This window comes from Ligilactobacillus equi DSM 15833 = JCM 10991, from assembly GCF_001435735.1.
GTDB lineage: Bacteria > Bacillota > Bacilli > Lactobacillales > Lactobacillaceae > Ligilactobacillus > Ligilactobacillus equi.
The window spans coordinates 16486-28338 of record NZ_AZFH01000069.1; the positions used below are offsets into that span (position 1 = coordinate 16486).

The 11853-nt window shown below is 38.4% G+C and carries 12 protein-coding genes; 8 read left to right on the forward strand and 4 right to left on the reverse strand.

The window, feature by feature from the left end; all coding sequences use genetic code 11:
- Positions 1 to 21 precede the first annotated feature (21 nt).
- The 4 genes from FC36_RS06180 to FC36_RS06195 all read left to right on the forward strand — a co-directional run bounded on the left by FC36_RS06180 (position 22) and on the right by FC36_RS06195 (position 2724).
- Positions 22 to 246: a hypothetical protein gene (locus FC36_RS06180; protein WP_035188298.1), complete on the forward strand. Its 225-nt coding sequence runs from the start codon at positions 22 to 24 to the stop codon at positions 244 to 246.
- A gap of 19 nt (positions 247 to 265) precedes the next feature.
- A complete protein-coding gene (locus FC36_RS06185) occupies positions 266 to 1036 on the forward strand; it encodes a class II aldolase/adducin family protein (RefSeq protein WP_056986778.1) in 771 nt (256 codons plus the stop codon).
- A 99-nt stretch (positions 1037 to 1135) separates the two neighbouring features.
- Positions 1136 to 1795 carry a ribulose-phosphate 3-epimerase gene (rpe, locus tag FC36_RS06190; protein ID WP_025020942.1) on the forward strand — a complete coding sequence of 220 codons (660 nt, stop codon included), beginning with the start codon at positions 1136 to 1138 and terminating at the stop codon, positions 1793 to 1795.
- Positions 1796 to 1875: 80 nt separating this feature from the next.
- A complete protein-coding gene (locus tag FC36_RS06195; protein ID WP_035188295.1) occupies positions 1876 to 2724 on the forward strand; it encodes a Cof-type HAD-IIB family hydrolase in 849 nt (282 codons plus the stop codon).
- A gap of 109 nt (positions 2725 to 2833) precedes the next feature.
- Here the strand turns inward: FC36_RS06195 and FC36_RS06200 are convergent, their stop codons facing one another.
- Both FC36_RS06200 and FC36_RS06205 read right to left on the reverse strand, forming a co-directional pair.
- Complete coding sequence (locus FC36_RS06200) at positions 2834 to 4462, reverse strand: peptide ABC transporter substrate-binding protein (RefSeq protein ID WP_025020940.1); 1629 nt, start codon at positions 4460 to 4462, stop codon at positions 2834 to 2836.
- Positions 4463 to 4478: 16 nt separating this feature from the next.
- Positions 4479 to 5378: a proline iminopeptidase-family hydrolase gene (locus FC36_RS06205; RefSeq protein ID WP_056986779.1), complete on the reverse strand. Its 900-nt coding sequence runs from the start codon at positions 5376 to 5378 to the stop codon at positions 4479 to 4481.
- Positions 5379 to 5909: 531 nt separating this feature from the next.
- Between FC36_RS06205 and FC36_RS06210 the strand changes: the two genes are divergently transcribed.
- Positions 5910 to 6413 carry a hypothetical protein gene (locus tag FC36_RS06210; RefSeq protein ID WP_025020939.1) on the forward strand — a complete coding sequence of 168 codons (504 nt, stop codon included), beginning with the start codon at positions 5910 to 5912 and terminating at the stop codon, positions 6411 to 6413.
- A gap of 52 nt (positions 6414 to 6465) precedes the next feature.
- Here FC36_RS06210 and FC36_RS11885 read toward each other — a convergent pair whose 3' ends face one another.
- Positions 6466 to 6642 carry a hypothetical protein gene (locus FC36_RS11885; protein ID WP_023859976.1) on the reverse strand — a complete coding sequence of 59 codons (177 nt, stop codon included), beginning with the start codon at positions 6640 to 6642 and terminating at the stop codon, positions 6466 to 6468.
- Between the two features lie 211 nt (positions 6643 to 6853).
- On the opposite strand from FC36_RS11885, the gene FC36_RS06215 reads away from it, so the two are divergent.
- Both FC36_RS06215 and FC36_RS06220 read left to right on the forward strand, forming a co-directional pair.
- Positions 6854 to 7534, forward strand: coding sequence for a type 1 glutamine amidotransferase (locus tag FC36_RS06215; protein WP_023859977.1), 681 nt, complete (start codon positions 6854 to 6856; stop codon positions 7532 to 7534).
- Between the two features lie 10 nt (positions 7535 to 7544).
- Positions 7545 to 8546, forward strand: coding sequence for a DNA/RNA non-specific endonuclease (locus FC36_RS06220; RefSeq protein ID WP_156409521.1), 1002 nt, complete (start codon positions 7545 to 7547; stop codon positions 8544 to 8546).
- A 41-nt stretch (positions 8547 to 8587) separates the two neighbouring features.
- Here FC36_RS06220 and FC36_RS06225 read toward each other — a convergent pair whose 3' ends face one another.
- Complete coding sequence (locus FC36_RS06225; RefSeq protein ID WP_023859979.1) at positions 8588 to 9229, reverse strand: histidine phosphatase family protein; 642 nt, start codon at positions 9227 to 9229, stop codon at positions 8588 to 8590.
- 156 nt (positions 9230 to 9385) lie between these two features.
- On the opposite strand from FC36_RS06225, the gene helD reads away from it, so the two are divergent.
- Entirely contained in the window at positions 9386 to 11680 is a 2295-nt protein-coding gene (helD, locus tag FC36_RS06230) for an RNA polymerase recycling motor HelD (protein WP_025020937.1), read from the forward strand.
- Positions 11681 to 11853 lie beyond the last annotated feature (173 nt).

The following is an 11853-nucleotide window of genomic DNA, read 5'->3' on the forward strand; positions in this document are numbered from 1 at the left end:
TTATTAGGGGGGAAGATTGTTATGACAAAGACTAGGCAGTTTTGGACATTTATTAGTTTCTTAACATTTCTACTATTCGTAATGGCAATTTTTACGAAAATGTATTGGGTAAATATTTTTGTCATTATCCTAGGATTATTAGTAAATAAAAAAGGTAGTAACGTTCTTTTCCCTGGCTATTTAGAGAAAAAAAGAAAAGCAAAAAAACAGTTGAAAGAGTTACGTGAATTAAAAAAGAAATATTAAAAAGAGAGGTTGTTACACTATGAAGTTTCCAGCAGGTCGAATTCCTTTTGAATATGAACGTGAAGATTTAGCAAGAGTTGTTAGAACAGTCATGGAAAGACGTGATACTAATATTGTTGGTGGTAATATCAGTATTCGTGTGAAAGATGAAGAAGGTAAGGAATACTATGTAATGACACCAACGATGATGTCAGAAGCATATTTGGGGCATCTAACTGCGGACCAAATCTTAGTTATCGAACCTCACACTAGAAAAGTTATTTCAGGTAACGGAAAAGTTACTCGTGAAATTAATATGCATGAAGCGATTTATGATGTAAATCCTGACATTAAATGTGTCTTCCACTCCCATGCTGATCAATCAATGTTTTGGGCAACAACAGGTTTAAATATGCCTAACTTGACAGAAGCTACTCAAAAGTTAAAAGAAATTAGAACATTAGAGTGGCACCCAATGTGTTCTGAAGAATTAGCAGAATATGTATCTAATGAAGTTAAGAAACTTGGAGATAAAGCATTACGTAACGGATTTTTACTTAATTCCCATGGTACATTATTTACTTCAGGTGGTAAAGATATGGACCCTGTTACGGCTTTACACAAGTCTCTTGCGGATGTTGACATTACGGAATGGAATTCCAAAGTTGCATTGGAACAAACAAAATTACAACGTGATGGTGCATTAGATGGTTACTATTCTGAGGGTGTAAAGATTGGTACTTGGGAAGATGTTAAGGCTGGTAAGGCATTATATAACCATGTAACTACACAAAATAAAAATGGTGATTAATTTATTTACCTCTATGACCGTAAATAAAAATTAATGACTAATATAACTACCATATTTTCTGATATTATGGTAGTTATTTTGTTATGAAAGGAAATAATTATGAGTAAAATTAACTTATGTCCATCAATGATGTGTGCGGACTTTACTAAGTTAGACTTAGAAATTCAAGATTTAGAACAAGCAGGTGTAGATTTACTCCATATGGATATTATGGATGGAAATTTTGTCCCCAATTTTGCACTTGGATTGGAAGACTATATTAGTGTTAATAGACTTACCCACTTACCACTTGACGCACACTTAATGATTGAAAATCCTATTAGGCATGTTAAATTGTTTGCTGAAGCAGGTGCTCAGATAATATATATTCATCCTGAAGCAGATAGATTTCCACTAACAACTTTAGAAAAAATAAAAGATTATGGTTGCAAGGCAGGAATTGCTATAAACCCCGAAACATCTATAGAAATGGTTTCAGAACTACTTCCACATATAGATGGAGTTATAATAATGACAGTAAATCCCGGATTTGCTGGTCAAAGATTTATTGAGAGTATGGACAAAAAGATTAAGCAAGTTTGTGCACTAAGGAAAGAAAATGAGTTTACGTTTGAAATAGGCCTTGATGGAAATATCTCTCCACAGAGGATAAAAAAATATAAGAATATAGGCATTAATAATTTTGTATTAGGAACATCCGCCATTTTTGGTAAGGAACAGTCATATGCAGAAATTGTGACTGAATTACGGAATTTGTAAGATGATGTGGGAATAGTTTAGATAATGTCATATCTATAGATTGTAATGTAGGGATCCATCAAAAAAAGGAGTGCTTAATCATGTCAAATATAAAATTAATAGCCATTGATATAGATGGAACATTGATAACTGATGATAGAAGATTATTACCCACTACAGTTGATGCCATTAAACAAGCGACACAAAAGGGGATTAAAGTGGCGCTTATTACTGGGCGCCCTTTAGTTAGTACGCAACAGTATTTAGAACAGTTAGGTTTATCCAATCAAGATGATCAGTATGTAGCAATTTTTCATGGAGGGATGATTACATCTACTAGTGGTAAAATAGTTGCTAAAAATACTATTAACTTTGAAGATATAGCTAAAATTGAAAAATTCAGTCACACAGCAATACAAGGCCAGAGAATATTTATGATGGCACAAACAGCAGAAGACGCATACACTACAGATTCTGATATAAATTTGTATGCTACGCTTGAATCTTATAAGAATAAATTACCAATACACTATAGGACTTTTGAGCAACTTCAAGAACTATCTCAAAAAAAGGATTTTCTAAAGTTAATGTTTGCTGCAGAGCCACAAGTTATCGAAAAATTGCAAAGTAATATTCCTAAGGAATATTATGAAAACTTGAGTATTACTAGATCTGAACCATATTATATTGATTTTGTAAGTAAAAGTGTCAACAAGGGTTGGGCTATAAATCAAATTAGTAAAAAGTTAGACATTAAACCAGAGGAAACTATGGCAATCGGAGATTCTGACCCAGATATTCCAATGATAAAATATGCCGGAATTGGGGTAGCGGTTAAAGAATCAACACCTAAGTTGTTAGAGGTTGCTGATGTAATTACTGAAAGTAATAATGGTGATGGGGTAGGAAAAGCAATACTGAGATTTGTTATCAATCGAAGTAAGAGATAAGTTTTGTAATTTAAAAACCTTAAGAAATTACGTTTCCAAAAACGTTAATCTCTTAAGGTTTTTACTATGGCTATTTTTAAAATTTATTAGAGAGTTAGGTTATCTCCTTCTATTTATTAAAGTATGCACGAGTGTAATCTGTTTCACCAACTGTGTGGTAAAGAACACCCTTTAATTTAGGATTAACCAAGTAGCTTTCAGTCATAGTATATAAAGGTACAACTGGCATGTCACCATTCAATTGCTTTTGAGCATTACGCATGTTAGTCCAAAAGGCCTTTTCATTGTTACCATTGACTTTAGCTTGAGTAAGTTGATCATCATAAGCAGTACTATTGTACTTCCCATAGTTCTGTGGGTTAGTTGAAGTTAAAACATCAAAATCACTCACCGGATTAGCAAAATCAGCTAGCCAAAGTGTGTATTGCATATCAAATTTACCACTACTTACTCGGTCGCTTGCGTTCTTATTTGGCACTGATGTTACGCTAACCTTTGCACCCTTAAAATTAGTCTCAACTTGTGATTGAACAAATTGACCGATATTTTTAGATACCGTTTGGTCATCAGTTACCATTGTCAATGTCACTTCAGACTTGCCTAACTCCTTCAAACCTTCTTGCCACAACTTCTTCGCCTTAGCCACATTATGCGTTTCACTTGGTTTCATTTCTGTAGCAAAGTCTTTACCAGTTGTTGGGTCTTTGGCCAATCCTGGAGCAACATACGTATCTGCAGCCTTAGATCCGTCGCTAAGAACCTTGTTAGCTAATTGATTACGGTTCAAGACAAGATACAGTGCTTGACGTAATTTCTGGTTACTAAAGGTTTTATTTTGTTCCAGGTTTAATCGTAAGTAGTAGGTTCCTGCTCGTCTGACGTGGTGCAAGTTTTTATCATTTTGTAAACCTTGAGCCGTTGTTCCCGTTACTTGTGCTTCGTCAAGCTTATTTTCTTGGAACAATTGGTGAGCTGTATTAGAGTCCTTAACTACTTGCATAGCAATTTTCTTTAAATGAACTTGGTCTTTAGCGTAGTAATGGCTATTACGCGTTAAAGTCCATTTTTCGTTGGTTCCTGTCCATCCTTTAACTTGGAAAGCCCCGTTATATGCTAAACGTGAACTATTGGTTCCGTATTTATCACCATACTTCTTCACATACTTAGTGTTTTGGGGGAAGAATGCTGGTAAAACCATCATTTTATTGAAGTAAGGCATTGGGTATTCTAGCTCAACTTGTAAGGTATGTTTATCTAATGCTTTAACCCCTAATTCAGATGCTGGTAAGCTCCCGTTAGAAATCTTGGTTGCATTCTTAATTCCTGTAAAGATGTAGTTGTAACCAGATTTAGCTGTTGGAGCAGCGGAACGTCTCCAAGAAGTCACAAAATCTTGCGCAGTAACGGGGTCACCATTTGACCACTTAGCATTCTTACGTAGGTGATAGGTATAGGTCTTCCCGCCATTTGTTGGTTTAACTACCTTGTTGGCCATAGCTGGAATTAACTCTCCATCTTTATTTGCTCGATACATACCTTCCATGGATTGTTCGAAAACATTCCATTGTGCCAAGTTGGCCATGTTAGAATTATCCAAGGAAAGAATATCACTCGTTTGCATTAAATATAAGGTTTGATTCTTTTCAGCCGTTTCTTGTTTATTAGATGAACAAGCAGCTAATAAGCTAGCACTTGCACTAACGACAAGCGCTGATAATAACATTTTCTTTAACTTCATAAGCTTTCCTCCCTAATTAAGCACCTTTAAAGGTACCATCTTCGACTTCAGCTAAGAATTGGTATAACGTCTTGAAAAAGGCTGCTGGATTATCCTCGTTGTGACAGTGACCACCATCCGGAGTCAATACCAAACGTGAATTTGGTAGGGTATCTTGCATACGACGGGCCGCATCTAATGGCATCGTATCAAATTCCCCAAAGGTTAAGAGCGTTGGCATTTCCAACTTATGTAAGTCAGCACGCCGATCCCAACCGTTTAAAGTCCCAACCATCACAAATTCATTATTACCTTGGAAATGATTGTAAACAGGCGCTGCCATAGTACTAATCATGTGCTTAACTTTAGGATGCCGAGTCACATAAAGCGAATATAACTTGTCCAAAAGCTGTTGATACATTGGATCGTCAAAATTTTCTTCGGCTTCAACATCACGCATGTATTTAACTTCTAGTTCGGAAAAGAGGTCTTCTCTAAGTTTGTTAACATGCGGTGTGTATTCCTCGATATTATCAATCATTGACATCAATACCAACCCTTTGAGATGTTGGCCATATTTCAAGGCATATTCTTGTGCTAAAAGTCCTCCCCAGGAATGGCCAAGAAGATAGAAATCATCCAAACCTAGTTTTTGCCGAACTTCTTCAAGTTCTTCAAGATAATAGTCTAGGGTCAAAAAGTGCCGGTTTTCTTCTTTACTGAAATCAGGTTGGTCAGAATAAAAAGAACCTAATTGGTCATATGTATAAACTTCGACACCTTTGTCAGTAAGGTTTTGAGCAAAGTTTTCAAATTCTTCATGATTACCCCCAGGACCGCCGTGAACACAAAGAAGCTTTACAGGGCCCTCACCCTCTTTACGTGAAAATAAATGGTAGCCGTTGTCTAATGTCAATAATGTTGTTCCTTGATTCATAGTAATCACCTCATAATAATTTTCAAAAAATTAAATAGCAATTAAAAACGCCCTACAAGGACTAAATCCTCATAGGGCGTTTCCGCGGTACCACCTATTTTTCGCCAACTAAATAACAGTCAGCCTTTGTCACGTGCGGCCCAAAGCTGTACTTTGGGCGATACGTCAGTACTATAGAGGGTACAACCTGAAGACACTCATCGCATCTTCCGCTCAAAGGTGATTTTCGTGAAACTTCCGTACAATTCCTTTTCACCAACCAGGAACTCTCTGCGTGCGTGGAAATAACCTACTCCCCTTCTCATTGCCGTTTAACTTTATATTAATTGTTTATAATCATAACACCATAATCTTAAATGTCAACCATCTTTTTAAAATTTTATTCGGGCTACTAACATTCATATTTATTTCTCGAATTTAACTAGCATAACACACAAAGTTAACATGAATTTCTTGACGTGGAAAGAGGGACAGATTATGATTAAGCATGTAATTAGATGAAGGAAATTAAGAAAGTTAAAGGGAAGAAACATGAAACTTAAAAAAATTAGTTTATTATATTTGCCTATTTTGACCTTAAGTTTGGTTTTGGGGGCTTGTGGTTCTGACCAAGCCCAGGATCAATCTTCTGCCACTAGCTCAACGGCTAAGGTGGTAGCAAAGGCTAAGAGTTCTAATAATAGCCAGGTTACAACTAAAACCAATAACAGTACTAGTATGACCAGTGCTAGCAATTCCGCTACAAGTCAAAGTAGTTCTAGTGCTAGTCAGGTTACCAGTGAAAGTGAGACCGCTGCTACTTCTTCAAGTCAGGTAACTGGTGTCATGCAATATGCACCGCAAGCTTTAGCTAAGGCGGCCAAAGACAACAATTTAGACAGTTCAGAACTATATGTTACCGCTGATGGTGATATTTTATCGGTGCACGAAAACCATGCTAAAATGATTGAAAACGGCAAGGACGTTGATCCTAGTGTTAACCCTGTCATTGCGGCTTATACTGTTTCAAATGGTCAATTAGTTTCAGCTTACTAAACGTAAAAAGTCCACTGCCGAACCGAGCAGTGGACTTTTTTGGGGATATTAATTAACGCGTATAGTATTTTTCTTTAGAAACAACCCACTGTTGTGGTACAGCTTGATCGAGGGTTTGCCCGTAGTTAGCCGCAACAAAACGTTCGTAGTTTTTTGCTTGTACGTGGGCTTCTTTTTCTTTTTGGGATGGGTTAGTGGTTTTGGGATTACGTAAGATAAAGTTAAACATGGTCAATTCCTCCTTGCTTTTTCTTTTTCACTTGCATTATAACATGCAAAAGATAGCGTTTTCATTATCTTTGTGATAAGGTTTGTTAAAAATGTCATGGGCGAAATTTAAGAAAAAAATAGGATTCTGAGGAAGCGCTCATAATGTTAAGTGAACGATAAAGTGGTAAAATAAAAGTTAACGAAATCGTTTTTACGAAAAGAGGTCCAAAATGAGAATTAATGTATTACAGCATACTCCTAACGAGGGTCCCGGAGCAATCGCAGATTGGGCCCACCAACATGGTCACGAACTTTACATTTACCATCCAGCAACAATGGGAACTAAGTTGCCTAAAGCCGCAAATACTGATTTGTTAGTATTATTAGGTGGCCCCCAAAGTGTTGAAGACCATGATGATTGGATTTTAGAAGAAAGAGCTTTAATTGCTAATATGATGGAAGTGGGCAAACCAGTTTTGGGAATTTGTTTTGGGATGCAACAAATTGGTAAAGTTATGGGAGCTCAGATTGTTAAGGGCCGTAAGGAGGCCGGCTGGGGAATGATTGAGCGCCAAGATGAAGTTATCCCAGGTCTTCCGATTGCTTTGACGGCCTTTCACTGGCATCAAGAGCAATGCTACTTTGAATTACCGGCTATTCGCCAAATTAAAACCTTCTATAATAACGAGCACACTGCTCAACAAGCAATCATGGTAGGAGATAATGTGGTCGGTCTACAATTCCATCTGGAAGTTTTACCTGATGATATTCGCGAAATTGTGCTTAACGATGGAAATTTTCTAAAGGATACGGTATACCCTCAATATCCTGATGAATTAATGGCTTACCCTATCCCTAAAGCTAACATCGAGCTATTATATAAAATTTTAGATTATATTGTTAAAAGGTAGGTAGATTGTGGTGGAAACAGAACGTTTTAACCAACTTTTGGCGGAGGAAGCCGAGCTTAGTCAACAGATTGAGAGTTTGAAGGCTGAACTGGTAGCTAAACAGAAACAAAGACAGGCCGAGATTGATGCGTTGATTCGCCAAGAAGTTTTGGATTTTCTTGGCATGGAAGTCCAAGAAGTTCAAACGCCAACAGATGTAGCAAAAGTTACACAACGCTTACAGGCGCTTAAAGAAGAAAAACAATCAGTATCTAAGCCAAAGGTCTTAGAAAATAGTTTTGAAGCTCCATTGAAACTTAAAGCACCGCAAAAAAATCAGCAACATGACCTGGAAAAGATGAGTGCTAATCAGCCGGAAGAAGGCGAGTATGCTCATATTTCCCAAGAAGTTTCTAACCGCGCACGTTCAACGGTTACGGATAACATTCAAAAGCAATATAACTTAGATGGTGATAAGTTATTTTTCGATAATCAGAGTAATATTTTTATCTGCAATGAAAATAAGACTCGTTTGGCTTTCACGCAACCCAAAACCAAAAATATGCCGGCTTTACGCGTTGATAATAAACAAAGGCCGATTAAGGCTAGTATGTGGTTGGTAAAAAGTAACTTACCACGTCTTAGTAATAAGGGTCCAATTACCACCGATCCGTTGGGTTTTGCCCCTGGTTTAACGCGGGGACACTTGATTGCCCGAAGTATGTTCAATGATAAGATTTTAAAAACCAAGGCAAACAAGCGCACCAATCTTACGCCACAAACACGCTGGTCGAATGCGGTCTTACAAGCTGAAATTGAAAAGGAAGTCTTAAAGGCCGTTAGGAAGTACGATAATGTGCGTTATCAGGTTGAACCCATGTATCATGCAGATAATGAGGTTATTCCACGGTGTTACCACATTCAAGCGCGGAGCCAAAATGGCAAATTCAAACTGAATGTGGTGATTCCTAATATCGAACCGGGGTATCGTCTTAGTTATGTGACTGGAAAAATGACTCCGGTGGAAGAATAAAATTTGCAACAAAAAAACGTCCAAACTGGGACGTTTTTTTATTAGTGGTTGTAAAATTCTAAGTTAACTTGGTCATCACTGATACTGAATTTAGTAATCGAACCGTTGCGTGGGCCGATAGTAATATCAGTTTCGGGAGCAAAGCGGTGAACTAGACTCCGGATAGTCGTACCGTGACTAACGATAACAATATTTTGACCGTCGTGTGTTTGTTGGCGTAGTTTAGCCAAACCAAGGTCAATGCGTGCTTGGAAGTCGGCATCATTTTCAGCATCGTTGAAGGGATCGGCTTCCTTGGCAAAGTTGCGAGCTTCTTCAATGGAGTAAGTGGTAATTAATTCTTTAAATGTACGACAACCGTGCGGACCGCCAATCATCATCCAAGCATTACCAGAATCAGCTCCTTCAAAGTAGCCATAACCTTGTTCACGAAATTCAGGCATAACAGCTGGCGTTGGTGTTTCATGCTTGTTTTGGGCTAAAAGGTTAAGACAGGTATTTTGAGCCCGCATAGTATCACTGTGGAAGGCATGGTCAAATTTGATTTCAGCAAGTTTTTGACCGACTTCTTTAGCATCAGCTAAGCCCTTAGCTGTTAAAGGTGAGTCACACCAACCTTGCATGCGGTTGTATTTATTTAAAATTGTTTGTCCGTGACGGATAAAGTAAACATTAAAAGCCATGTTAGTTCCTTTCTTATGTCAAATTCACTTTCATTGTAGCACGGATACCGTTTAGTTTGTAGCCTAAGAGTATGAAGTCTTTTGATTGAAAGCGAGTTGGAAAACATGCTAAAATAGAATACTGAAAATTTGAAGACAGGGGGCTTACGTTAAGTTATGGCCACAATTAAAGAAACAGAACAAAAACGGATGGACGCAGTCGTTGCTAAAATTAAAGAAGCACAAGTTAAGGAAGGCAAAACGGTTGCGAAGGTTGAAGCTGATAGCAAGACTATCAAGGACGATTTTTCCAAGAATGTCCGCCTTAAAACGTCAACTTATTCGGGTATGATGGAAACGGCTTTGACTGTCCGGCAACAACAACAATTACTCCAGGAAAGAGAAAGTAACTTAAACCAAGCCAAACGTCGTCTTGAAACCTTGGAACGCTTGGAACACAAGCCTTACTTTGCACGCATTGACTTCACCGAAGAAGGTGAGAGTAAGGAAGTGGCTTATATCGGTTTAGGGACTTTTTCTGATGGGCCTGATAATTTCTTGGTTTATGACTGGCGAGCGCCTATCTCCAGTATTTATTATGATGGTCAAGGTTTAGGTGAAGTAACTTACCTGACTCCAGATGGCGAACGCAAAGTTAATCTGGAATTAAAACGGCAATTTATGGTGGAAGATGGCCAAATTTTGACGGTTTTTGATACCGATGAAACCTTGGGTGACCAAATGTTATTGGAAGTCTTGGGGGAAGATTCTGATATTAAGATGAAGAGTATCGTAACCACCATCCAAAGAGAACAAAATAAAATCATCCGGGATACTAAATCTGACTTACTCTTTGTTCAAGGGGCCGCTGGTTCTGGGAAGACTTCTGCGGTCTTACAAAGAGTAGCCTACTTACTTTACCAATATCGGGGGAAATTAAAGTCTAGCCAAGTGATTTTATTCTCACCTAACCAATTGTTTAATGACTATATTGACCAAGTGTTACCTGAAATGGGGGAACACAATATGGTTCAAATGACCTTTTATCAATACAGTCAACGGCGGGTACCTAATTTACGGGTCGAAACCCTTCAAGAACGATTTGAAAAAGTGGAAGCACCAGCGACGCAAAAAATTCAAAAGCTAAAAGATAGCCTCGAATTCTTTAAAGCTACCACCCGCTATGCGCGTAGTTTAGAAACGCAAGGTTTGCGGGTACGGCCAATCAAGTTAAACGGTGAAGTTTTCTTTTCCAAAGAGACCATCAAGGATATTTATTACAGTTTTAACGAAAACTATCACCTCAAGGTGCGCTTATCAGCGACCCGCGAAGCCTTGATTAAAAAGCTTAACAAGCGAATTAATAAGGCAGCGCGTTCTGAACGGGTCCAAGAAGCCATTCAAGGTTTAAGTAAGCAACAATTAGACCAACTTTATGGTGACCACTCCCGTAACTTTAAGAGTGGGGATGCTGAAATGGACTTTTTGGGCCGGCAATTTGTCATGCGCGAATTTAGCACAGTGCACAAAAAGATTATTAAGAACCAATTCCTCAGCCCTCGGATGCAATATTTGGCTTTTCTAAAGGCGGTGCCACGCTTAGTTAATCTCGCTAAATATGAAGTCAGTCTTGCAGAATGGCAAGCGCATGTAGAAGCTGTTAAGGCAGACTTTAAAGAAAAGAAAGTTTCTCTGGGAGATGTAACAGCCTTTCTTTACCTCTTTGATTTAGTATGTGGCCGTCGGGGAGAAACGGAAATGCGCCACGTCTTCGTTGATGAAATTCAAGACTACACGGCCTACCAATTAGCCTATCTAAAATTCTCCTTCCCAAATGCCAAGTTTACCTTGTTAGGGGATTTGAACCAAGCTATCTTTACTGGAGAGAACAGCCACAGCTTGTTAAAAGAGCTTGGGACTATGTTTGATAAGGAAAAGACAAGTGTTGTGCAATTAACCAAGTCTTACCGTTCTACCCAACAAATTACCGACTTTACCAAAGAGGTCTTAATTAATGGTGAGGCGGTCACAGCCTTCGAACGTGCGGGAGAAAAACCAGTCATTTTCCAAACTGATAGTCAAGCAGCGATGCTAAGTAAAGCAGTTCAACAGTTGGCTACTAACGACCAAGAAAAATTGACGACGGCGATTATTGGGAAGACTTTGGCGGAATGTGAAACCATTACAGCGGAACTTAAAGCTCAAGGACAAGAGGTAACCTTAATTCGCACAGAAAACCAACGTTTGGTACCTGGAACTTTGGTGGTTCCATCTTACCTCGCTAAAGGTTTAGAATTCGATGCGATTATTATGTGGGATGCTAACGCCCAAAATTACGGTGACGACAGCCAAAGACAATTAGTTTACACGATTTGTTCACGGGCAATGCACCGCTTAACGATCTTGTGCCACGGCCAATTATCTCCACTCTTTGCCAATGTCAACCCTGACCACTACCAACTAAGTGAATAAGCTCTAGATGGTTAGGGACTTGCGAATGTGTGCAAAACAAAAACCGCAAGCTAGGGGTGCTTGCGGCTTTTTAGGGGAGAAGTATTATGAAAAGTTATATGTGTTATTAGCTTATGGTTTAATGAAAAAGGAGCGTAAATCCCCCTACTTTAGTGGGGGGATATAAGCTCCAC

Coding starts and splice junctions, on each gene's coding strand:
- FC36_RS06180 (WP_035188298.1), top strand. CDS start 22: ATGACAAAGACTAGGCAGTTTTGGACATTTATTAGTTTCTTAACATTT.
- FC36_RS06185 (WP_056986778.1), top strand. CDS start 266: ATGAAGTTTCCAGCAGGTCGAATTCCTTTTGAATATGAACGTGAAGAT.
- rpe (WP_025020942.1), top strand. CDS start 1,136: ATGAGTAAAATTAACTTATGTCCATCAATGATGTGTGCGGACTTTACT.
- FC36_RS06195 (WP_035188295.1), top strand. CDS start 1,876: ATGTCAAATATAAAATTAATAGCCATTGATATAGATGGAACATTGATA.
- FC36_RS06200 (WP_025020940.1), bottom strand. CDS start 4,462: ATGAAGTTAAAGAAAATGTTATTATCAGCGCTTGTCGTTAGTGCAAGT.
- FC36_RS06205 (WP_056986779.1), bottom strand. CDS start 5,378: ATGAATCAAGGAACAACATTATTGACATTAGACAACGGCTACCATTTA.
- FC36_RS06210 (WP_025020939.1), top strand. CDS start 5,910: ATGAAACTTAAAAAAATTAGTTTATTATATTTGCCTATTTTGACCTTA.
- FC36_RS11885 (WP_023859976.1), bottom strand. CDS start 6,642: ATGTTTAACTTTATCTTACGTAATCCCAAAACCACTAACCCATCCCAA.
- FC36_RS06215 (WP_023859977.1), top strand. CDS start 6,854: ATGAGAATTAATGTATTACAGCATACTCCTAACGAGGGTCCCGGAGCA.
- FC36_RS06225 (WP_023859979.1), bottom strand. CDS start 9,229: ATGGCTTTTAATGTTTACTTTATCCGTCACGGACAAACAATTTTAAAT.
- helD (WP_025020937.1), top strand. CDS start 9,386: ATGGCCACAATTAAAGAAACAGAACAAAAACGGATGGACGCAGTCGTT.